Below are 22,738 nucleotides of genomic sequence, written 5' to 3'. Positions count from 1 at the left end.
CCGGCGCAGCGGAGCCCGCCGCGCCTGCCGACAGCAGCGACCGGGTCTCGACCCTGGACCAGGTGCAGGTGCTCGGCCAGGCCACCACCTACGCCAAGATCAACGTCAGCAAGGAGGCGCTGGACCGCCAGTTCGCGATGAGCAGCGTCAACGACGCGCTCAACGAACTGCCCGGCGTGATCGCCACCGAGGCCGATGCGTTCGGCTCCTCCGACTGGGGCACCCAGATCAGCATGCGCGGCTTCGTCACCAACCGCGACGACCAGCAGATCGGCACCACCATCGACGGCGTGCCCAACGGCGGCTCGGCCTACGGTGGCGGCTCCAAGGCCAACCGCTTCATCGACACGCTGGACCTGGAGACGGTGGAGGTCAGCCAGGGCACCGCCGACATCGCCTCGCGCTCCAACGAAGCGCTGGGCGGCACCCTCAACTTCCTCACCAGCGAACCGCTGGACCAACAGCGCGTGCGCATGGCCTTCGGCATCGGCGACAACCAGGCGCGCAAGTACTACGCGCGCTACGACAGCGGCGACCTCGGCGGCACCCGCGCCTGGGTCAGCGGTTCGCATGCCAGCAACGACGACTGGATCGACGGCAGCGGCCACACCACCCGCGACCACCTGGCCGGCAAGTTCGTCAGCGACCTCGGCGCATGGACGCTCAGCGGCTACCTGTCCTACGACGATGCCAACGAATCCGAATACAGCAGCGTCACCCCGGCGCAGTTCGCCACCGATCCGGACCACGACCTGCTCACCGGCAAGCTCACCGGCATCCCCTACTACGACCAGAACTACCGCTCCGGCTCGCGCGCGCTGCGCAAGAACAGCTTCGGCTACCTGCGCGGCCTGTTCGACGGCGGCAACGGCTTCAAGGCCACGCTGACCGGCTACGCGCACCGCATGAGGGGCCGTGGCGACTGGATTCCGCCGTACCTGGTCGACGTCACCAACGACGGCGCGGGCCAGCCCGAGTCCGAATACACCGGCGGCCATACCGTGTACGGCGGCAGCGCGCTGGGCAAGCTCTACTTCGTCACCCCGAGCGGCGCGGCCGCGAGCATGCTGCCCGGCTGCGCCGACACCGCGACCCTGCCGGCCGAGTCCAACCCGGCCTGCTACCCGGCCGGCTCGCTGCCGGTGCAGTCCTACCGCCACAGCCACTACGACAACCAGCGCGGCGGCGTCACCGCCGACGTGGAATGGGCGCAGGACTTTGGTGGACTGCACAACACCGTGCGCGGCGGCCTGTGGCTGGAACGCTACGACCGCAGCGTCACCCGCGACTGGCACCGCCTGCTCGACGTCGGCACCAACATCGCCTTCGACCACGTGCCGTACTGGGTGCAGTTCAAGGACGACTACCGCACCGACGAGCAGATGTACTACGCCGAGGACGTGATGCGCTACGGCGACTTCGCCTGGCGCGTGGGCGTCAAGCAGTTCTTCGTCGACCAGACCCGCGACCGCCGCATCGGCGACGCGGCGCACATCGAATCGGATTCGCACTCCGATCCGCTGTTCTCCGCCGGCCTGACCTGGACCACGCCACTCAAGGGCGTGGAAGCCTTTGCCGGTTTCTCGCAGAACTTCGCCGCGATCCCCTCCGGCGTGCTCGGCGAGACCGACCCGCTGGTGCTGAGCAAGGTCAAGCCGGAAACCGCCGACAACATCGAGGTGGGCCTGCGCATGAGCCGCTGGCCGCTGACCGGCAGCATCACCCTGTACGACATCCGCTTCGACAACCGCATCGTCTACGTGCCGGCCAACTTCGTCACCGGCATCGACTACCTGGGCGAGACCGACGGCGTCTACGAGAACTTCGGCGGCGTGCACGCACGCGGCGTGGAGCTGGCGCTGGGCTACGCCTGGGACAACGGCTGGCGGCTCAACGGGGCCTACACCTACAACAAGGCGACCTACCTGGGCAGCGGCAACGCCGCGCGCGACCAGGCGCTGGAGATCGCCCCGGGCTCGCAGGTGATCGGCCAGCCGCGCCAGACCCTGGTGCTGTCGGCCGACTGGCAGGGTCAGCGCTGGCACGGCGGCCTGTCCGGCCGCTACCTCGGTCGGCGCTACCTGGATGCGGCCAACAGCGCGGCGCTGGATGCGGTGACCACCTTCGACGCCAATCTCGGCATCGCCCTGGGCGGGCTGTCGCCGCAGTTGCAGCAGGCCAGGCTGGACCTGGTGATCAGCAACCTCACCGACAAGCGCTACCTCAACGGCGTGGACGGCAGCGACAGCGCCTTCATCGCGCCGCCGCGCACCGTCGGCCTGACCTTCATGGTCGACCTGTAACCGGCGCCGTGGCAGTCTCGCGGCGGCGGCCGCTCCCGGCCGCCGCCGCATTGCGCTTTCCCGGACCAGCATGACCGACCAGACCCGCCGCCGGCTGCTCCGCGCCGGCCTCACCGCCAGCGCCGCCGCCCTGCTGCCGCCGAGCATCGCCCGCGCCGCGGCGATCGCCCCGGACGTGCGCAGCGGCACCCTCGACGACCTGCAGCACGTGGTGATCCTGATGCAGGAGAACCGCGCCTTCGACCATTACTTCGGCAGCCTGGCCGGCGTGCGCGGCTTCGGCGACCGCTTCCCGATCCCGGCACCGCCGCTGCCCGGCATCGCCCCGCGCACGGTCTGGCTGCAGCCCAGCGCCGACGGCAGCCGCCAGTTGGCGCCGTTCCCGCTGCGCACCGCGCACAATTTCGCCACCATGCGCGTGCAAGGCACGCCGCACACCTGGCCGAACGCGCAGCAGGCCTGGGACCACGGCCGCATGGGCCAGTGGCCGGCGGCCAAGCGCGACCACGCGCTGGCCTATTACGAACGCGACGACCTGCCGTTCCAGTTCGCCCTGGCCGAGGCGTTCACCGTGTGCGATGCCTACCACTGCGCGATCCAGGCCGGCACCAATCCGAACCGCGTGTTCCTGTGGACCGGGCAGAACGATCCGCACGCCCGCGCCGGCGGCCCGGTCATCGCCAACTCGCACGACAACTTCCCGGAACTCGGCGGCGACCCGGACGACTACCGCTGGCCCAGCTATGTCGAGGCACTGCAGCAGGCCGGCGTGTCCTGGCAGATCTACCAGGACATGGCCGACAACTTCACCGACAACCCGCTGGCTGGCTTCGCGCCGTTCCGCGCGGCCTGGCGCGGTGCGCCCGGGCACGACCCGCAGTTGCGCGCACGCGGCGTCTCCAGCCGCAGCCTGGCCCAGTTGCGCGAAGATGTATTGGCGGCGCGGCTGCCGTCGGTGAGCTTCATCATCGCCGACGCCGCCGGCAGCGAGCATCCCGATCCGTCCAGCCCGGCGCAGGGCGCGGCCTACACCGCGCGCGTGCTCGACGCGCTGACCGCCGACCCCAAGGTGTGGGCGCGCACCGCCCTGCTGCTGATGTTCGACGAGAACGACGGCTTCTTCGACCACGTGCCGCCGCCGGCGCCGCCTTCGCCGGACCCGTCGGCGGCCGGCGGCCGGGCCGGCGCTTCCAGCGTCGACACCGACGGCGAATACCACCTGCACCCGGCGCCGGGCGACGCCAAGGCCGACCCGCCGGAACTGCGCGGGCGTCCCTACGGCCTCGGCCCGCGCGTGCCGCTGTACGTGATCTCGCCGTGGAGCCGCGGCGGCTGGGTCGATTCGCAGGTCTACGACCACACCTCGGTGCTGCGTCTGCTGGAACGCCGCTTCGGCGTCGCCGCCAGCGGTGTGAGCGCGTGGCGCCGCGCGGTCTGCGGCGATCTGCTCGACGCCTTCGATTTCCGCCAGGCCGATACCCGCCCCTTCGTCGCCGACCTGCCCGACGTGCGCGCGGCGGCAGCGCGTGCCGCCGCATTGCACGAGCACGCACTGCCGCCGCTGCCAGCGCAGGTGCAGGCGCCGCACCAGGCGTTCGGCGTGCGCCGCGCGCGTGCCCTGCCGTATCGGGCGACGGTGCAGTTGCAGTACGAACGCGAGCGCGGCGAGGTGCGACTGCACATGGCCAACAGCGGGGCGGCGGCGGTGCTGCACGTCTACGACCGCTACGACCTGGCCGCGATCCCGCGCCGCTACACCGTCGGCGCCGGTGCGCCCCTGGACGGCACCTGGACCACCTACGACGGCGACTACGATCTGTGGCTGCTCGGCCCCAACGGCTTCCACCGCCACTACCGCGGTGACCTGAGCGCTCCGCTGCTGCAGGCCGACATCATCCAGGACCCGGACGATGCGCAGGCGCTGTGCCTGCTGTTGCGCAATCCTGGGACCGCGCCACTCAGCGTGTCGCTTGAACCGGCCGCCTACGCACAGGCACAACCCCGCCAACGCGTGACGCTGGCACCCGGCACCGAGCAGCGCATGCGCTGGAGCGCCAGGCCGAGCGGCGGTTGGTACGACCTGTGGCTGGTCCAGGACAACGCACGCCAGCGCCTGGCTGGCCGCGCGGAAAACGGCAAGCCCGGCATCAGCGATCCGGCGATGGGCGGACCGGCGCGGCTGTATCAGGAGCCCGCCGGAGGCGGGCGGGATTGGGGAGTCGGGAGTGGGGATTCGTGACAACGTCCGGGATTGGGGATTAGGGATTTGGGATTCGTGAAAGCGCAATCCGCGCGCCGACACGCTTTTGCCAATCCCGAATCCCCAATCCCGGCTGTTACGAATCCCGAATCCCTAATCCCGGCTCTCAAGCACCCCGATCGTCCGCAGCCAGGTCTCCACCAGCTGCGGCCACTGCGCGATCGGCAGGTTCTTGGCGCGCAGGCCGAAGGCATGGCCGCCCTTGGCGTAGATATGCATTTCCGTCGGCACGTCGGCGTGGTTGAGCGCGACGAAGTACGCCAGCACCTGCGAGATGCCGTCCACATAGTCGTCCTGGGCCTGCAGCAGGAAGGTCGGCGGGGTGTCGGCGACCACGCGGATGTCCGGACGCAAGGCCAGATCGGTGAAATCGCGGGTGTCGGCGTCCTCGTCCTCGTGCACCCACAGATGGCCCGGATACACGGCGATGGCGAAGTCCGGGCGGCAGCTGACGCGATCGGCGGCATCCACCAGCGGATAGGTGCGCTGGGCGAAGTGCGTGCTCACCGCGGCCACCAGGTGGCCGCCGGCGGAAAAACCCATCACCCCGATCTTGTGCGGGTCCACGCCCCAGGTCGCGGCCTGCTGGCGCACCAGGCCCAGCGTGCGCTGCGCGTCCTGCAGCGCGGTCTGCACCTTGGGGTAGTAGCGGCGGTCGTCGACCCAGGTCGGACCCGAGTTCGGCACGCGGTACTTCAGCAACACGCAGGTGATGCCGCGCGAGACCAGCCAGTCGCAGATCTCCGTGCCCTCCAGGTCCATCGCCAGCATCTGGTAGCCGCCGCCAGGAAACACCACCACCGCGGCGCCGGTGTTGTGGCCCTGCGCCGGGTACACGGTCATGGTCGGCCGGCTGACGTCGTGGATGGCCGGCCACCACGGCTTGCCTGAGCCAGGGCCAGCCGTTTCCGGCTTCGGATGCGGCAATGCATCCGGCACCGCGCCGGGCCAGATCGGCACCTGCACGTGGCCCGGCGTGGGCTCCCACACCCGCGCCTGCGCGGCGTGGGCAAACAGACCGAGGGCGATGGCCAAGGAACAGCACACGAATCGACGCATGGGACGCTCCGAACAGGATGGGGAATGGACGGGACCGCACGCGCAGGGGGCACGGCCGCGGCGGCTGTGGCCGTTGGGTGCAGCGAAGGCGATCGCGCGCGGCATCGGCACGATCGCGCCGCCAGTGATCGCCAGCGGCGTCCGGCAGGAATGGCTGTTGTCCCCGTTGTGGGATCAGTCGCGACGGACCTTCCCGGTAAAGCCCGTCGCGGCTGAAGCCGCTCCTACGGAAGAGCGACCTGCATCCGGTGCGATTGCGGCGAACGCAGGCGATACAGCGCGCGCAATGCCGCCTAGCCGGTACGCAGCGTCTGCGCAGGCAGCGACGCCACCACCGCCTGCGCCACCGCTTTCAGCGCCGCATCGCGCGCGGCGCTGTCGACGGTCGCGCCGTTGAGATACGCGGTGAGCAACAGCGGCGTGGCCCGCCCCGGCGCCCACACGATGGCGATGTCGTTGCGGGTATCGGTGCCGTTGCTGCCGGTCTTGTCGCCAATCCGCCAGGCCGCCGGCAAGCCGGCACGCAAGCAGTCGTTGCCGGTGCGGTTGTCGCGCATCCAGGCGATCAGGCGCTGCCGCGACGCGGGCTGCAGCGCCTCGCCGAGCAGCAGGGTGCGCATCGTCGCGGCCATCGCCGCCGGCGTGGTGGTGTCGCGCAGATCGCCGGCGACGACGTCGTTCATGCTTGGCTCGTTGCGGTCCAGGCGGGTCTGCGCGTCGCCCAGCGCACGCAGGAAGCGGGTCACGCCAGGCGGGTCGCCGACCAGCGGCAGCAGCAGGTTGGCGGCGGTGTTGTCGCTGTAGATCATCGCCGCCTGGCAGAGCTCGGCCACGCTGAGCGCGCCGCCGACATGGCGCTCGGACACCGGCGCATACGCCAGCAGATCCGCCTTGCGCACCGGCAGGCGCCGCTCCAGGGCCAGTTCGCCGCGATCGACCCGCTGCAGCACCGCCCCCGCCAATAGAAATTTGAAGGTACTGCATAGCGGGAAGCGCTCGTCCTGGCGCTGTCCGCCGAGCGTCGCGCCGCTGCCGTCGAGCAGGCTCACGCCGAGCCGGCCGCCACTGCGGCGCTCGATCTCGGCCAGCCGCTGCTGCAGCGTTTGCGCTGGGTTTTGCACCGTTTTCGCCTGTACCGCAGCCACCGCCAGCAGGCTCGCGCCCATGCCCACGCCCTGCAGGAACCGTCGTCTCGTCAGCATCGTCCACCTCCGTCGGGAGCCAGGATGATGTCCGCATTGACCCGCCCCCACCAGCGAGGTTATTGAATCGCACCCATGAGCCGAATTGATACCTGGCGATGACCCGCCCGCACCTGCCGCTGAACGCCCTGCGCGCCTTCGAGGCCGCGGCGCGGCACCAGAACCTGACCCGTGCCGCCGCCGAGCTGTGCGTGACCCAGGCCGCGCTGAGCCACCAGATCAAGCACCTGGAGGCACGCCTGGGCGTGCTCCTGTTCCAGCGTCTGCCGCGCGGCGTGGCCCTGACCGACGAGGGCCTGCGCCTGCATCCAGTGCTGACCGAGGCCTTCGACCGCATCGCCTCCACCCTGCAGCGCTTCGCTGGCGGTCGCTATCGCGAGACGCTGAGCGTGGGCGTGGTCGGCACCTTCGCGGTCGGTTGGCTGCTGCCGCGGCTCGACGCCTTCCATGCCGCGCATCCGGATATCGAACTGCGCGTGTACACCCACAACAACCGGGTCGACCTGGCCGGCGAAGGCCTGGACCTTGCGATCCGCTTCGGCGACGGCGACTGGCAGGGGCAGAGCGCCACGCCGATCCTGGATGCCCCCTTCGCACCGGTCTGCACGCCGGCGCTGGCACCGCTGCTGCGCACGCCCGCGGATCTCGCCAGGACCACCCTGCTGCGCTCCTACCGGCTGGACGAATGGCCGCGCTGGCTGCAGGCCGCCGGTGCGCCCGAGATCCAGGCCGGTGGCCCGATCTGCGACGCCTCGCTGACCCTGGCCAGCATCGCCGCGGCCGGCCACGGCGTGGCCCTGCTGCCACTGCGGCTGTTCGCCCAGGACCTGGACGCCGGGCGCCTGGTCTGTCCGTTCACCACCCGGATCGACCTAGGCCGCTACTGGCTGACCCGGCTGCGCTCGCGCGCGGAAAGCGACGCCGGGCGGCGCCTGCGCACGTGGTTGCTGGCCGAGCAGGCGCTGCGCCCGGATTGAGCGGCGCCGCCAGCGCTGCACGTCGCGCCCCCAGCCCACTCGCCGCCCGTCCGGCACGTGCTTTGCTAGTCCTACCAGCAAGGTCTGACAGCAATGTGAAGAATTTGTGCACTGCCGCTTGGCGGCCGTCCAGGCCCGAAATATGATCCTCGTCGCAGTGACAATGTGCGCCGGGGATGGCGCTCACCGTTCAGGGGGAAACATGCTGATGAACCGTGTTGTCCTGACCGCCCGTCCGGGCCTGGTCTCGCGTGACGTCGTGCTGGCAGCCGCATTGAGCTGCCTGTGCGTACTGCATCTGGCCTACTTTCTGCGTGGCGGCGCCAGCGAATGGCATTGGGCGCTCAGCGCCGCGGGCCTGGCGCTGATGGCGCTCAAGGCCGGCCTGCGGCCGACGCCGACCGCCCGCCCCTCGCTGCAAAGCCTGCGCTCGCGCACGCCGCTGGACTGGGCCGCGATCGCCGGCGGCCTGCTGGTCGTGGCCAGCGCCGCCGCCTGAGCGTTACAGACCGGCGCTCTCGCGCTCTGGCCTCACCTGGAGCCGCGTCAAGAAGCGATTGAAGCCCCTCTCCCACCGGGAGAGGGGTTGGGGTGAGGGTACGCCGGCATGCAGGGCCGGCTGCTCCGACTCCCTAGGTTCCCGCCCCCTCATCCGACCATTAGGGGCACCTTCTCCCGCGGGGAGAGGGAATCGCTGGCAATGTCTGACACATGAGCCAACACCTCCACTGTTGATCGAATTGTTGGAAGCCGAGTTGCGCCTCTCCACGCGCGACCACCGCCCTTGCGGGTAGAGCTTTCCGCTGGCTGGGGGGGGGGGTGAGGCGTCGGGGCTGAAGCCCCTCCCACAGGGGTCCCGCTCGCGCTCCCGCCGTGCCTGAACCAGGCACGGACATCCACATCTCATGCATGTGCAGCGCAGGCCGCAACCGCGGCGCCTGCTACACGCTGCGCCTGCCGGTTCCGGTCCCCACCCGCGCCGCCAGCCGCCGGAACGCATCGCGCTGCGCGGCATCGGCGAACCAGGAGGTCGGCACCACGTCGAACGCGCGCGCATCGTGGTACAGCAGCAACACCTGCGGACTCTCGCGATAGCGGACGTAATCGCGCCAGCGGCGGCGCACCTCGCCGTTCGGCCAGGTAATGCGGATGCCCGCCTCGTCCCATGCATAGGTGTAGCGATGCTGCAGCTGCTCCTGCTGCGCATAGAGGAACAACAGCTTGCTCGGCAACACCCAGCCGTACCACAGCCCCAGCCAGATCGGGCCACCGCAGCCAACCCCGAGCAGCAGCGTGCCCAGCATGCTCGCCAAGGACCCGGGCGCGGTAAACAACAGCAGCCCCAAGCCGAGCACGAACGCAACACCCACCACGATCAGCGCGCGGCGCAAGCGATATCGATAATGCAGGCGCTGCGCGGCGCGGTAATCGTCCAGGCGGATGTTGCCGCTGATCATCGTCGTCTCTCCCTGAGGGCGTGACCGACGCGGGCCGGGAGTACGGGACGGACAGCCGGACGTGGGGCACGCCTGGCCGCCGCAGCGCAACGCCTCAGGCGCCGTCGATCAGCTCCATCCACGCCTGCTCGGCCTGGGCCAGATCGCGCGCGGTGGCCTCGCGATCGCGACCCAGCACCGCCATCTTCTCCGCATCGGCGTAGTGCTTGGGATCGGCGAGCTGGCGGTCGAGCTCGGCCAGGGTCGCTTCCAGCTCGCCCACGCGCTTCTCCGCGGCGGCCAGCTTGTGCGGGTTCGGCGGCTTCTTCGCCGGCAGCGGCTTGACCGGCTGCGGCGGGGTCGGCGCGGCCTCGGCCAGCTTCTGCTTGGTGCCCTGCGCGGCCGGCCGCGTGCGCAGCCACGCGGCGTAGGCGTCGAGGTCGCCGTCGAACGGCTCCACCACGCCGTCGGCCACGCGCCAGAACGTGTCGCAGACCAGGCCGATCAGGTGGCGGTCGTGCGAGACCATCACGATCGCCCCCTCGAAATCGCTCAAGGCCTCGGCCAGCGCCTCGCGCATCTCCAGGTCGAGGTGGTTGGTCGGTTCGTCGAGCAGCAGCACGTTGGGCTGCTGCCAGGCGATCAGCGCCAGCGCCAGGCGCGCGCGCTCGCCGCCGGAGAAGCCATCGACCGGCTCGAACGCGCGGTCGCCGGGGAAATTCCACTTGCCGAGGAAATCGCGGAACGCCTGGTTGCTGGCCTCCTTGTCGATCTCGCGCATGTGGTCCATCGGCGACTGCCCTTCGTGCAGCGACTCCACCGTGTGCTGGGCGAAGTAGCCGATGCGCAGGTCCGGATGCGCCATGCGCTCGCCGGCGATCGGCGGCAGTTCGCCGACCAGGGTCTTGACCAGGGTGGTCTTGCCGGCGCCGTTGGGGCCGAGCAGGCCGATGCGCTGGCCGGCCTCCAGGCCGAAGCCGACGTTGTGCAGGATCACCGCGTCCGCGCCGTAGCCGGCCTCGACGTGGTTGAGGCGGATCAGCGAGAACGGCAGCTTGGCCGGCGGCGCCAGCTCGATGCGGAACTCGCGCTCGGCGCGCACCGCCTCGGTGCCGGCCAGCTTCTCCAGGCGCTTCATCCGGCTCTGCGCCTGCGCCGCCTTGGACGCCTTGGCCTTGAAGCGGTCGATGAAGCTCTGCAGGTGGGCGCGCTCGGCCTGTTCCTTCTCGTGCGCGATCTGCTGCTGGCGCAACTGCTCGGCGCGCTGGCGCTCGAAATCGGTGTAGCCGCCGGTGTACAGCTTGGCGCCGCCGTTGTGCAGATGCAGGGTGTGGGTGGCGACGTTGTCGAGGAACTCGCGGTCGTGCGAGATCAGCAGCAGCGTGCCCGGATACTTCAGCAGCCACTGCTCCAGCCAGTACACCGCGTCCAGGTCGAGGTGGTTGGTCGGTTCGTCGAGCAGCAGCAGGTCGCTGGGCATCATCAGCGCGCGCGCCAGGTTCAGGCGCACGCGCCAGCCGCCGGAGAACGAGGACACCGCGCGCTGGTGGGTCTCGGCCGGGAAGCCGAGGCCGTGCAGCAGCTTGCCGGCGCGCGCCTCGGCATCGTAGGCGCCCATCTCGGCCATCTTGGTGTGCGCCGCGGCGACCGCCTCCCAGTCCTCGCGCGCGGTCGCCTCGGCCTCTTCGGCCAGCACCGCGGCCACCGCGGTGTCGCCGCCGAGCACGAAGCTCAGCGCCGGGTCCGGCAGCGACGGGGTCTCCTGGGCGACGCTGGCGATGCGCACCTTGCCGGGCAGGTCGACGTCGCCCTTGTCGGCCTCCAGTTCGCCCTTCACCGCCGCGAACAGGCTGGACTTGCCGGCCCCGTTGCGGCCGACCACGCCCACCCGGTAACCGGCATGCAGGGTGAGGTCGACATTGGACAGCAACAGCCGCTCGCCGCGGCGCAAGGCGAAATTACGTAGGGAAATCAAGGCAGGGCACTCGGCTAGCGAGGCGGAAGTGTAGCCGCTTCGCCCGCGGCGGCCCACCCGCGAGGCCACCCGGCGCGGTCCGGGGCCGCCTCCGGGGCGCCGCAAAAATCCGACCCAGGTCCTTTTTTGTATACGCGCCGGCGTGAAAAACGGATTTCAATCCGATGGCACGCGCTGCACTGCAGCATTCACCCGCCCCCACCGGAAATCGCCAGACCCACGCCAATCCCCCCAGCCACTGGAGTCTCCGCCCGATGACGCAACGCCGCCTCCCCCTCGTCAGTGCCGTCCTGCTCGCGCTCGCCTCCGCCAACAGCCTCGCCCAGTCCCAGCAGGCACCGACCACGCTGGACAACATCATCGTCACCGGCACCCGTATCGCCGACCGCACGGTGGCCGAATCGCAATCGCCGATCGACATCATCGCGCCCGAGGCGCTGCAGGCCACCGGTGCCAGCGACCTCGCCAGCGCGCTCGGCAAGCTGTTGCCGTCGCTGAACTTCCCGCGCCCGGCGATCAACGACGGCAACGACGCGCTGCGCCCGGCGACCCTGCGCGGCCTGTCGCCGGACGCGGTGCTGGTGCTGCTGGACGGCAAGCGCTACCACACCACCTCGCTGGTCAACTACAACCCCTCGGTCGGCCGCGGCTCGGCGCCGGCCGACCTCAACTCGATCCCGATGTCGGCGATCGCGCGCATCGAGGTGCTGCGCGACGGCGCTTCGGCGCAATACGGTTCCGACGCCATCGCCGGTGTCATCAACATCGTGCTCAAGCACGGCGCCAAGGCCGGCAGCAACAGCGTGACGGCCAACGGCGGCATCATGGACAAGGGCGACGGCGCGCAGAACGGCATCGACGGCTCCTACGGCCTGGCCTTCGGCGGCGCGCCGGACGGCGAGGCGCCGGGCTGGGTGCGGGTGTCGTGGAACTACCAGAACGCGATGAACACCAATCGCGCCGAGAACACCGACAAGGCCACCACCCTGGCCGGCGCCGCCAACCCCAGCGGCGTTCCCTACGAGCGCTACGGCGACCCGGCGGTCAAGACCTATCAGGGGCTGGTCAATTTCGGCTACGCGCTGACCCCGCACGTCGACCTTTACGGTTACGCCAACTTCAGCCGCCGCGAGGTGCTGTCCAACGGCTACTACCGCGCCTGGGACAACAGCGACCGCAACGTGCAGGCGGTCTATCCCAACGGCTACCTGCCGCAGATCTACAACCCGTCCAACGACCGCGCCGCCGTGCTCGGCGTCAAGGGCAGCACCGACAATGGCTGGACCTGGGACGTCTCCGCCGACTACGGCAAGAACGACGTCACCTTCGACCTGCGCAACACCATCAACACCAACCTGTACTGGAGCACCGGCGCCTCGCCGGCCCGCTTCAACGCCGGCGGCTTCCGCAACGAGCAGAACGCGCTCAACGCCGACTTCAGCAAGTCCCTGGACTGGGGCCTGGCCTACCCGGTGAACCTGGCCTTCGGCGCCGAGTACCGGCAGGACAAGTACGCCGTGGTGGCCGGCTCGCCCACCTCGATCTACTTCGACCCGAACGCCATCAACCCCGAGACCGGCGCGCCCTACCCCGGCGGCTCGCAGGTGTTTCCCGGCCTGTCGCCTTCGGTGGCCGGGCGGTTCCAGCGCCACAGCAAGGCGGTGTACGCCGACCTGGAAGCGGACCTGAGCGAGCGCCTGTCCGGCGGCGTGGCCGCACGCTACGAGGACTACAGCGATGCCGGCACCACCCGCTCGGGCAAGCTGTCGGCACGCTACCAGCTCAACGACGCCTTCGCCGTCCGCGGCACGCTCTCCAACGGCTTCCGCGCGCCCTCGCTGGCGCAACAGAACTACGCCTCGGTGGTGACCCTGCCGGTGGACGGCGTGCTCAGCCAGATCGGCACCTACCGCACCTCCGACCCGGTGGCCATCGCGCTCGGCGCCAAGCCGCTGTCCCCGGAGAAATCCACCAACTACAGCGTCGGCGTGGTCTGGCAGCCCGGCGGCGGCTTCAACGCCACCCTGGACCTGTACCAGATCCGCATCTGGGACCAGATCCTGTATTCGGACCAGATCTCGCTGGCCGAACCGATCGGCCAGGTCAGCGCCGCGCAGTTCTTCGTCAACGGCGCCACCACCCGCACCCGCGGCGTGGACTGGGTGAACAACTACCTGCTCGACCTCGACCGCGCCGGCACCCTCAACCTCAGTTTCAGCGCCAACTACAACAAGATCGAGATCCTGGAGATCTCCGATCCGAACTTTGGCCGCGCCAGCCAGGGCCTGCTGACCGACGCCACCCCGCGCACCAAGTACGTGCTCAGCGGCGACTGGACCCTGGCCGGCTGGACCCTGCACGGCGACGCCACCCGCTACGGCGCCATCACCCGCCGCGGCGACGAGGCCGACGGCAGCCAGGACCAGGCCTTCGCCGCGCGCTGGCTGCTCAACCTGTCCACCAGCTACGCCTGGCACGACCTCACCTTCACCGTGGGCGCCGACAACGTCACCAACCAGTACCCGACCCGGACCGCCCTCAACAACATCTACGACGACCGCCCCAACGGCCTGCAGTACTCGCCTCTATCGCCGTTCGGCTTCAACGGGCGCTACTGGTATGGGCGGGTGAGCTACCGCTTCTGAGACAGCCAGGGAACGCGGCATGGCTGCAGGGGCGCGGCCATGCTCCGGCGCGGGCGACTTAGAACGTAAAGGAATAAGAACATGCGCTTGCATCCTGCGACGCAGCACGCATGTTAAAAAATAATAAGACGCCCCTGGGACGCGGCCCGCCATGCCAGCCGCCGCGCCCCGCCTGCCGTTTCGGCACCTGCTGGAGTTTTCATGAACCGTCCGTTGTCGCTGCTGGCGAGCGCCGTGCTCGCCGCCCTCGCCGCTCCCTCCGCCTTCGCCCAAACCGCTGACGCGCCCAGCACGCTGGACACGGTGATCGTCACCGGCACCCGCGTCAGCGACCGCACCGTCGCCGAGTCGCAATCGCCGATCGACATCATCACCCCCGAGGCGCTGCAGGCCACCGGCACCTCGGAACTGGCGACCGCGCTGTCGCGCGCGCTGCCCTCGCTGAACTTCCCGCGCCCGGCGCTGACCGACGGTACCAGCGGCATCCGCCCGGCGCAGTTGCGCGGGCTCTCGCCCGACCAGGTGCTGGTGCTGGTCAACGGCAAGCGCCGCCACACCTCGGCGATGATCAACGTCAACGGCACCATCGGCCGCGGCGCCTCGGCGGTGGATCTCAACGCGATCCCGATCGCCGCGATCGAGCGGGTGGAAGTGCTGCGCGACGGCGCCTCGGCGCAGTACGGCTCCGACGCCATCGCCGGCGTGGTCAACATCGTGCTCAAGGGCGCCGGCGAAGGCGGCAGCCTGGCGGTGGAGCACGGCCAGTATTCGGCCGGCGACGGCGCCAAGTCGCAACTCTCCGGCGATGCCGGGGTCGGCTTCGGCGACGGCCGCGGGACCCTGCACGTGGCCGGGCAGATCAGCCAGCAGGACGCCACCAATCGCGCCGGCCCGTACCAGGGCACCGCGCCGAACACCGGCAACTATCCCGGCATCGGCCAGACCACCTTCGTCTACGGTGATCCCAAGGTCGACGCCACCGCGGTCTCGGCCAACGGCGAGTTCCGCTTCAGCGACCACCTCACCGGCTATGCCACCGCGATCGCCAGCAACCGCGACATCACCTCGTTCGCGTTCTACCGCTCGCGCAACCACAACGGCCAGACCGCGCTGCTGGCCCAGGTGTATCCCGACGGCTACGTGCCGCAGATCGAGCAGTACTCCAAGGACCGCTCGCTGCTCGCCGGGCTGAAGGGCAGCACCGCCGGCGGCTTCGCCTGGGACATCAGCTACAACTACGGCTACAACAAGGTCGATTTCCACACCGCCAACAGCATCAATTACAGCCTCGGCGCGGACAGCCCGCGGCGCTTCTACGACGGCGCGCTGGAGTACACCCAGAACGCGGTCAACGCCGACTTCACCCAGCCGCTGGAGTGGGGCCTGGCCTATCCGGTGACGCTGTCCTTCGGCGCCGAATACCGCCAGGAGAAGTGGAACCAGTCGCCGGGCGAGCCGGCCTCGTACACCGGCACCACCGGCGGTGCGCAGGGCTTTGCCGGTTTCGCGCCGCTCAACGCGGTGCATTCGGACCGCCACAACTACGCGGTGTACGCGGGGCTGGAAGCCGACCTCACCGACAAGTTCTCCGCCGGCCTCACCGGCCGCTACGAGGACTACTCCGATTTCGGCAGCAAGACCTCCGGCAAGCTGTCGGCGCGCTACGCGTTCACCGACAAGGTGGCGCTGCGCGGCACCGTCGCCAGCGGCTTCCGCGCGCCGTCGCTGGCGCAGCAGCAGTACCAGGCGGTGACCAGCAGCTACATCAACGGCAGCTTCTTCGAATCCGGCACCTTCCCGGTGAACAGCGCCGTGGCCCAGGCGCTGGGCGCCACGCCGCTGAAGGCCGAGACCTCGCTGTCCTACAGCCTGGGCCTGGTGCTGCAGCCGGTCGAACGCCTGTACCTGACCGTGGACGCGTACCAGATCGAGATCGACGACCGCATCCTGCTGTCGTCCAACCTCAACGACGCGGCCGTGCTGGCGCAGCTGCGCGGACTCGGCTACAGCAACGTCACCAGCGTGCGCTACTTCAGCAACGCCGCCGACACCCGCACCCGCGGCGTCGACGTGGTCGGCACCTACAGCATCCCGTTGGCGGCCAGCACGCTGGACCTCACCGCCAGCTATGGGTACAGCAAGACCGACATCACCCATGCGGTGACCCAGCCGCAGGCGCTGGCCGCGATCGGCTCGACCCAGACCACCCTGGGCCGCGACGAGATCGGCCGCCTGGAGGACAGCTACCCGAAGGACAAGCTGATCCTCAGCGGTACCTGGAAGCTGCCGAAGTGGGACCTGAGCCTGGCCGCCACCCGCTACGGCGAGTTCACCGTGCGCAATTCGGCCACCGCCGCGCGCGATCAGACCTACGGCGCGGACTGGGTGGTCGACGCCTCGGCCAGCTTCAAGCCGAGCACCAACTGGACGCTGACGCTGGGCGCGGACAACGTGTTCGACCAGTACCCGGACAAGACCGCCAACCTGATCAACTCGACCTACGGCATGCTCCCGTACAGCAACTACTCGCCGTACGGCTTCAACGGCGCCTACGTGTACGGGCGGATCAATTACCGCTGGTGATCGCGGCCCGGGCGTGGATGGCGCCTACGTTATGCGGCATGACGACGGCCCGGGTTTCCGGGCCGTTGTTTTTGCGGGCGGGGATTGGGGATTGGGGCCGGGATTGGGGATTCGGGATTCGGGATTCGGGATTCGGGATCGGCAATTTATCGGTTGCGACGTGTCGCCTGCCTAGGTTTTTTGTGGGAGCGGCTTCAGCCGCGACGCGATCGTGCATGGGTCGCGGCTGAAGCCGCTCCTACGAAACGCGAACGTACCAAACGCGAACGACGTTGCCGCACGGCATCTCCCTGGCTCAACCCAGCGACAACCGCTGGAGATGGTGACTTCGTCACCACCGTCGCCTGCGTGCCTCTCCATCCCGTCATCAAGGCACGAGCCGAACGCACCGCACGTGCCGGCCTGGCCTCCGCAGCGTACGCGGTGACACCCGTAGGAGCGGCTTCAGCCGCGACACTTCATCGACAGCGCGTCGAAGCGGACGATGTTGCTGAAACGACCAGCCGCGCGCTGGCGACCACCTATGGCAACGCCGCCGCGGTCAATCCACAGGATGACGCCCGCGGTCACGTGGCCCGCAACTCACGGCCGCGCAGCCCGCAGCGTCACGCAGGATGCGCACACGATCCCGCGCAGGCACGGCGCAGGCACCGCGCCGTCGCGCGTGCCCGGCCATTTTGTCTACAACCCCGGCAAATCCGCGGATCTGCGCTGCCGCAATGCCTGCAGCGGTGGTTGCAATTGCAACCGCAGCGTCGTGTTTAACGGAATATTGACTCCGCTGACATCAACCGGTAATCCCTAGCGGGCGTCGCCGCATCCGCCAGGGGACAAGGGGAGCGCGCATGCAGCGACGCACTCCCCCACTACTGGAGCCGCCTCCCCCATGACGCGCACGCTCACTCCGCTCGCCCACGCCGTCGCCCTGTGCGTGGCCACGTCCGCCGTTTCCGTCCACGCGCAGACCACCGGCAACGCGCAAACGCTGGATACCGTCATCGTCACCGGCACCCGCGTGGCAGACCGCACCGTGGCCGAATCGGCGTCGCCGATCGACATCATCGCGCCGGAAACGCTGCAGTCCACCGGCACCACCGAACTGGCGACCGCGCTGTCGCGCGCAGTGCCCTCGCTGAACTTCCCGCGCCCGGCGATCACCGACGGTTCCGACGCGGTGCGCCCGGCGCAGTTGCGTGGGCTCTCGCCGGACCAGGTGCTGGTGCTGGTCAACGGCAAGCGCTACCACACCACCGCTCTGGTCAACCTCAACGGCGCGCAGGGCCGCGGCTCGTCGCCGGCCGATCTCAACACCATTCCCATCGCCGCGGTCGAACGCATCGAAGTGCTGCGCGACGGCGCCTCGGCGCAATACGGCTCCGACGCCATCGCCGGCGTCATCAACATCGTGCTCAAGGGCAGCGGCAGCGGCGGCAGCCTGGCCGCGCGCTACGGCAAGTACAGCGCCGGCGACGGCGAGCAGTACCAGCTCTCCGGCGATGCCGGACTCACCTTCGCCGAGACCGGCAGCGTGCACTTCGCCGCGCAGGCCGGCCACCAGGACCAGACCGACCGCGCCACGCCGTACCAGGGCCAGGTACAGCAACGCTACGGCGACCCCGACGTCGACCAGGGCGCGTTCTCCTACAACGGCCAGTACAGCCCGGCCGACTACATCACCTTCTATTCCTACGCGATGCTCAGCCGCCGCGAGGTGCTGTCCAACGGCTACTTCCGCTGGTCCGGCGACAACCGCAATCGCCCGGAAATCTACCCGGACGGCTTCCTGCCGCAGATCTACAACGTCAGCAAGGACGTGTCCTGGGTCGGTGGGGTCAAGTCCAGCACCGCCGGCGGCCTGGCCATCGACCTGAGCTACAACTACGGCCGCAACGACCTGAGTTTCGACGTGCGCCACAGCCTCAACAACAGCCTGGGCCTGGCCAGCCCCACCGAGTTCTATGCCGGCGCGCTGCAGGTCACCCAGAACGTGCTCAACGCCGACTTCAGCAAATCGCTGGAGGTCGGCCTGGCCTACCCGGTCACCCTGGCCTTCGGCGCCGAATGGCGCGGCGAGAAGTTCAACGAATCGCCAGGCGCGCCGGCGTCCTACGTCAACGGCGGCATCCCCTCGGCCAACGGCACCCTGCTGCCGGGCGCGCAGGTGTTCGCCGGCTTCAAGCCCAGCGACTCCGGCCACTACGGCCGCAACAGCTATTCGGCCTACCTCGACCTGGAAGGCGACATCACCGACAAGTTCTCCGCCGGCCTGGCCGGGCGCTACGAGAACTACAGCGACTTCGGCGACACCGCCACCGGCAAGCTGTCGCTGCGCTATGCCTTCAGCCCCAAGGTCGCGTTGCGCGCCACCGTTTCCACCGGCTTCCGTGCGCCCTCGCTGCAGCAGCAGTATTTCCAGTCGGTCGCCACCAACTTCATCAACGTTGCGCAGCCCGACGGCAGCATCGCCGCCACGCCGTTCGAGATCGGCACCTTCCGCACCGACAACCCGGCGGCGATCGCGCTCGGCGCCGAACCGCTGAAGGCCGAGAAGTCCAAAAACTACGGCCTGGGCCTGGTGCTGCAGCCGGTGGATGCGCTGTACATCACCCTCGACGCCTACCGCATCGACATCGACGACCGCATCGTGCTCTCGGAGAACCTCACCTCCACGGCCGTGCGCAACTACCTGCAGGGCAACGGCTATGCCGGCATCGGCGGCGGCCGCTACTTCACCAACGCCATCGACACCAAGACCGAGGGCGTGGATGCGATCGGCACCTACAAGCTGGCGCTGCCCGCCAGCAGCCTCGATCTGACCGCCGGCTACAACTACAACAAGACCGACATCGAGAAGATCGCCGGCAACCCGGCGGTGCTGGAAGCGATCGACCCGACCGCGGTGCGCATCGGCCGTGCCGAGATCGGCCGCATCACCCGCGGCTCGCCACGCGACAAGTTTTTCCTGAGCAGCGTGTGGTCGCCCGGCGCCTGGGCCTTCACCGCCACCGCCACGCGCTGGGGCGAGTTCACCGACTTCGGCACCACACCTGCCGCCGATCAGACCTATGCGGCCAAGTGGACGCTGGATCTGTCGGCCGCCTACACCCTGGGTCGCTGGCGCGTGACTGTCGGCGGCGACAACGTGCTCAACGAGTACCCCGACCGCTCGCGCGCCGGTGCCGGCACCCGCACCTACCTGCCGTACAGCACTTCCTCGCCGTTCGGCTTCAATGGCGCCTTCGCCTACGCCAACGTCAACTACAGCTGGTAAAGCGCAGTCGGCGGCGGTGTCCCGGCACCGCCGCCGTCTTCGTCGTCGGCAACGCCGCGACCGACGCGCGCGACGGCAGTGTGCGATGACAAGCGGCAACACAGCCGTGCAACAGGATGGACTGCGTGCCAATGCAGTGGTGATACGGACTCGGCATGACACATGCGCGCCGACCTGCAAGATGCTGTTCGGCGCGCATCGCGCTACGACATCGCCATTCCTATCGCGTTTACAGCACCACCCCACCTGATCGCGGCGGCGACGCAAATGCGTCAAGCATTCGTCGCGCAACGCAAATGCATCGGTTAATACGTGCAGCCATCTGGTCGCATCCAATGTCGATGTCCGACACAGGACCGGCGCGCCACGCTCGAGAAACTCCAGTCGGCGACGCGATCGTCTTACCTGCAATGCGGTGCGCAGACGATAGACAGCGGCACTCGATCCAGCGCGCCGCCAGCGAAGACCCGCACGTGTACCGGCGCGCTCGGCCATCACGCCGCACACGCATGGCCGCTTATGGCATGGAAACTGCAACGAGCACAGCGCCCGACACCCCGGCGACGCCGGATCGGTCACGCGATGCTGCGATGACCTGGGGCCATACCTGAGCAAGCCGATGCGGCGCACTTTTCGGGAATCATTTCCCGAAATATAAAAGTGATGCACATCACAAGTATGAATCGTTTGATTATTTGTCAACAGTCGCCTGTTGCGATTCGCGTAATGTGGAATCGCCTGAACGGCAGGCAAAAAAACCCCATCAGGGGAAGGACCGTATCATGTGGAAAACCTCAAAAATAGCGGTGCTATCAGGCATCGTGGCGTGCTCGGCGCTCGCGTCGAGTGCCTATGCGCAAAGCTGTTGCCCGAGCGGCGGCAATGGCAGCCCGATCGCCATTCGCGGTCTGGGTGAAAGCGCGCCGGCGGCGACCAATCTGTCCAGCAACCCGTCGGCACGCATCTACCAGTTCGAGCGTAACGGCGTGACCTACCTGCAGATCAACGATGCCACCGGCCAGGTGCGTGGCGCGGTCGGCCGCGTCGGCGACACCGCATGGGTGACGCCGATGGGCAAGGACGTGGATCGGGTGAGCACCGTCGACACCTTCGACAGCAGCCGCGGCACCGTGGTCTATGACGCGCGTTATTTCACCGTGCAGCTGGCCAGTGGCGCCAACGGCGACGTCTGGACCGTGACCATCAAGAAGTAACGGTCCTTTCCAGCGGCTCGGAGATCAGGAAACTGATCTTCTGCTCATGACGGCGCCGGCAGGTGCCGTCATGAGCCTTCAACCGGCTGGCCAACTCCCAGTCCATCTCGTCGGCGTTGTGAGGCTTGCGGCCGGCACCCGGCATCGCCGCATCGGCTTCCACCGTCACCACCACGCCGCGCTTGCCACGGGCAGACCAGACCCGCGCCGCGATCGTGTGCCGGCCCGCGTCCGGCAGGATTTGCATGGCGTTGAGCACGCAGCGATATGCCGCCAGCTGCAGCCCGATCGACAGCCGCCGCGAATCTCCGCGCAGGCGCGCCTCGACCTCGGTGTCGCAGGCATTGGCGAAGGCGATGGAATTCAGCGCGCCATACAGGCCATGGGTTTCGATATCCAGCGGATACAGTGCGGCAACATAGTCGTCCAGCAGCTGCGCCTGGATCACCCCGGTGCGGTTCATTTCCATCGCCGCCGCGTAGTGGCCGTGCTGCTTCAGCGTAATGGCGATGTCGCGGCGCAGCTTGTTGATGTGCACGTGGATATCGGTGTACTCGATCACCCGGTTGCGCAGGGTGCGCTCGGCCGACATGTAGCTGGCCTGTGCCACCTGCAGCGCCTCCTGTTCGGCGAAGCCCAGGCGTCGGGCCTGATCCATCACCCCGGCGATACGGGTACCGAGCACGAACAGCGTGGTGGCGGCGAACGACACCAGCATCTGCACGTAGAAAGTTTCCAGGTCAAACGCACCGGCGTGATGCGACTTGGCCAGCGCCATCGCCACCGCGATGTCGGCCATGACGATGCCGACGGCGGCCCCGCGCCACTCGTGGCCCAGGGTCAGCCAGAAACCCGGCACGATCATCATCACCAGCAGGAACTGCCGCGCGACACCGTCCGGTACGTTCATCGCGGCCGCGAACAGGGCTGCCACCATCAGCGCAGCGCGCAGGCTGTCGTGCATCAGGCCTCGCGACATCAGCGCCGTGCCCTCGCGGCGTACCCACAGCAAGGCCGGCAATACGAACACCAGGATGCCGAGGTAATTACCGACCCAGAACTTCAGCGCGTTCTCGACGTTGATGTCGGTCACCGGCCCATCCAGCAGCCAGTTCAGCGCCTTATTGATCAGCACACCCCACAGCGCCATGCCCAGCACCACCGGCAGCAGCCGCTGCTGCCAGACCATCACGTCGGGCACGCGACGGCGGAACCACAGCGGCACCAACGCCGACAACGGCATCAGCAGCAGCGGACTCAGATACGCCCAGGCAGCACTCTGACCCTCGTCGATTATCGGCACACGCAACGCCATCAGCGCCGCGGCATCGCCGAGCAACAGATAAGGCCACAGCCGCAGCGGCATGAACAACAACACGGCTGCGCGCAAGCCGGCCGGCAGGAACCATTTGTCCAACGACAGCCGCCACGACAGCAGATAGCCGGCGCAGTAAACGGTGCTGAGCAGTAGTCCCTTCGCGAATGAATTCAGTCTAGCCATGCCACCCTGTCCTGGCAGGACACCAATGGGCGCAAACATACACCAGGGAATGGGCCGAAACAGTAGACAGTTAACGTCCATCATTGGGTGTAATGCCTTTCCTGACAGGGAGTTGCGCGCAGCACCCGATCCCTGCGACCTCCATCCCAGTCGCGCTGTCGGGGAGTGGCCGTCAGGGCCATGATGAAGGGCCGACGCCGGCGCCGGCTGCGCAACGATCGCCGCCGCCCCCCCCCTCTTTGACCGTACTCGAGCGAATGGATCGGTCGTGTGCGGACGGGTCCAGTTCCTCCCGGCCGGCCCCACCTGCTC

At 68.7% G+C, this 22,738-nt stretch carries 13 protein-coding genes and 1 pseudogene; 9 read left to right on the top strand and 5 right to left on the bottom strand.

The window, feature by feature from the left end; all coding sequences use genetic code 11:
• Window positions 1-26: 26 nt before the first annotated feature.
• Window positions 27-2,303, top strand: a pseudogene (locus FHR56_RS15135) (TonB-dependent receptor); the annotation flags it as partial.
• Between the two features lie 70 nt (window positions 2,304-2,373).
• Window positions 2,374-4,542, top strand: coding sequence for a phospholipase C, phosphocholine-specific (locus FHR56_RS15130; protein WP_160946524.1), 2,169 nt, complete (start codon window positions 2,374-2,376; stop codon window positions 4,540-4,542).
• A gap of 114 nt (window positions 4,543-4,656) precedes the next feature.
• On the opposite strand, the gene FHR56_RS15125 is transcribed toward FHR56_RS15130, so the two are convergent.
• Both FHR56_RS15125 and bla read right to left on the bottom strand, forming a co-directional pair.
• Complete coding sequence (locus FHR56_RS15125; RefSeq protein ID WP_160946544.1) at window positions 4,657-5,598, bottom strand: alpha/beta hydrolase; 942 nt, start codon at window positions 5,596-5,598, stop codon at window positions 4,657-4,659.
• A gap of 317 nt (window positions 5,599-5,915) precedes the next feature.
• The gene (gene bla / locus FHR56_RS15120) at window positions 5,916-6,824 is read right to left on the bottom strand and encodes a class A beta-lactamase (RefSeq protein WP_160946525.1); all 909 of its coding nucleotides are present in this window, start codon (window positions 6,822-6,824) and stop codon (window positions 5,916-5,918) included.
• 98 nt (window positions 6,825-6,922) lie between these two features.
• Here bla and FHR56_RS15115 point away from each other — a divergent pair, with 98 nt between their 5' ends.
• Together FHR56_RS15115 and FHR56_RS15110 are read left to right on the top strand one after the other, a co-directional pair.
• Window positions 6,923-7,801, top strand: a complete 879-nt coding sequence (locus FHR56_RS15115; protein ID WP_184502661.1) for a LysR substrate-binding domain-containing protein — start codon at window positions 6,923-6,925, stop codon at window positions 7,799-7,801.
• A gap of 208 nt (window positions 7,802-8,009) precedes the next feature.
• Complete coding sequence (locus FHR56_RS15110; RefSeq protein WP_237473104.1) at window positions 8,010-8,300, top strand: hypothetical protein; 291 nt, start codon at window positions 8,010-8,012, stop codon at window positions 8,298-8,300.
• A 442-nt stretch (window positions 8,301-8,742) separates the two neighbouring features.
• Here the strand turns inward: FHR56_RS15110 and FHR56_RS15105 are convergent, their stop codons facing one another.
• Both FHR56_RS15105 and FHR56_RS15100 read right to left on the bottom strand, forming a co-directional pair.
• Window positions 8,743-9,258, bottom strand: coding sequence for a YcxB family protein (locus FHR56_RS15105; protein WP_160946527.1), 516 nt, complete (start codon window positions 9,256-9,258; stop codon window positions 8,743-8,745).
• A gap of 94 nt (window positions 9,259-9,352) precedes the next feature.
• On the bottom strand, window positions 9,353-11,212 hold the full coding sequence (locus FHR56_RS15100; RefSeq protein ID WP_184502660.1) for an ABC-F family ATP-binding cassette domain-containing protein: 1,860 nt from the start codon (window positions 11,210-11,212) through the stop codon (window positions 9,353-9,355).
• Between the two features lie 254 nt (window positions 11,213-11,466).
• Between FHR56_RS15100 and FHR56_RS15095 the strand changes: the two genes are divergently transcribed.
• The 5 genes from FHR56_RS15095 to FHR56_RS15075 all read left to right on the top strand — a co-directional run bounded on the left by FHR56_RS15095 (window position 11,467) and on the right by FHR56_RS15075 (window position 20,925).
• The gene (locus tag FHR56_RS15095) at window positions 11,467-13,857 is read left to right on the top strand and encodes a TonB-dependent receptor (RefSeq protein ID WP_160948360.1); all 2,391 of its coding nucleotides are present in this window, start codon (window positions 11,467-11,469) and stop codon (window positions 13,855-13,857) included.
• A 201-nt stretch (window positions 13,858-14,058) separates the two neighbouring features.
• Window positions 14,059-16,440: a TonB-dependent receptor gene (locus FHR56_RS15090; RefSeq protein WP_160948361.1), complete on the top strand. Its 2,382-nt coding sequence runs from the start codon at window positions 14,059-14,061 to the stop codon at window positions 16,438-16,440.
• An 886-nt stretch (window positions 16,441-17,326) separates the two neighbouring features.
• Window positions 17,327-19,711: a TonB-dependent receptor gene (locus FHR56_RS15085; RefSeq protein ID WP_160948362.1), complete on the top strand. Its 2,385-nt coding sequence runs from the start codon at window positions 17,327-17,329 to the stop codon at window positions 19,709-19,711.
• Window positions 19,712-19,873: 162 nt separating this feature from the next.
• Complete coding sequence (locus FHR56_RS15080) at window positions 19,874-20,020, top strand: hypothetical protein (RefSeq protein ID WP_160948363.1); 147 nt, start codon at window positions 19,874-19,876, stop codon at window positions 20,018-20,020.
• Window positions 20,021-20,493: 473 nt separating this feature from the next.
• Entirely contained in the window at window positions 20,494-20,925 is a 432-nt protein-coding gene (locus FHR56_RS15075) for a hypothetical protein (protein WP_184502659.1), read from the top strand.
• Here FHR56_RS15075 and FHR56_RS15070 read toward each other — a convergent pair.
• A complete protein-coding gene (locus FHR56_RS15070; RefSeq protein WP_160948387.1) occupies window positions 20,915-22,426 on the bottom strand; it encodes an MASE1 domain-containing protein in 1,512 nt (503 codons plus the stop codon). The two genes, FHR56_RS15075 and FHR56_RS15070, sit on opposite strands and share 11 nt — an antisense overlap.
• Between the last annotated feature and the right edge of the window lie 312 nt (window positions 22,427-22,738).

Origin of the sequence: Xanthomonas sp. F10 (genome assembly GCF_014206815.1) — a bacterium.
Taxonomy (GTDB): Bacteria; Pseudomonadota; Gammaproteobacteria; order Xanthomonadales; family Xanthomonadaceae; genus Xanthomonas_A; species Xanthomonas_A indica.
This window is presented reverse-complemented; position numbering and strand designations above follow the sequence as displayed.

What these genes read in the sequence shown, in the direction of transcription:
- FHR56_RS15130 (WP_160946524.1), top strand. Translation starts at nt 2,374, where the DNA reads ATGACCGACCAGACCCGCCGCCGGCTGCTCCGCGCCGGCCTCACCGCC.
- bla (WP_160946525.1), bottom strand. Translation starts at nt 6,824, where the DNA reads ATGCTGACGAGACGACGGTTCCTGCAGGGCGTGGGCATGGGCGCGAGC.
- FHR56_RS15115 (WP_184502661.1), top strand. Translation starts at nt 6,923, where the DNA reads ATGACCCGCCCGCACCTGCCGCTGAACGCCCTGCGCGCCTTCGAGGCC.
- FHR56_RS15110 (WP_237473104.1), top strand. Translation starts at nt 8,010, where the DNA reads ATGAACCGTGTTGTCCTGACCGCCCGTCCGGGCCTGGTCTCGCGTGAC.
- FHR56_RS15105 (WP_160946527.1), bottom strand. Translation starts at nt 9,258, where the DNA reads ATGATCAGCGGCAACATCCGCCTGGACGATTACCGCGCCGCGCAGCGC.
- FHR56_RS15095 (WP_160948360.1), top strand. Translation starts at nt 11,467, where the DNA reads ATGACGCAACGCCGCCTCCCCCTCGTCAGTGCCGTCCTGCTCGCGCTC.
- FHR56_RS15090 (WP_160948361.1), top strand. Translation starts at nt 14,059, where the DNA reads ATGAACCGTCCGTTGTCGCTGCTGGCGAGCGCCGTGCTCGCCGCCCTC.
- FHR56_RS15085 (WP_160948362.1), top strand. Translation starts at nt 17,327, where the DNA reads ATGACGCGCACGCTCACTCCGCTCGCCCACGCCGTCGCCCTGTGCGTG.
- FHR56_RS15080 (WP_160948363.1), top strand. Translation starts at nt 19,874, where the DNA reads ATGCGCGCCGACCTGCAAGATGCTGTTCGGCGCGCATCGCGCTACGAC.
- FHR56_RS15075 (WP_184502659.1), top strand. Translation starts at nt 20,494, where the DNA reads ATGTGGAAAACCTCAAAAATAGCGGTGCTATCAGGCATCGTGGCGTGC.
- FHR56_RS15070 (WP_160948387.1), bottom strand. Translation starts at nt 22,426, where the DNA reads ATGGCTAGACTGAATTCATTCGCGAAGGGACTACTGCTCAGCACCGTT.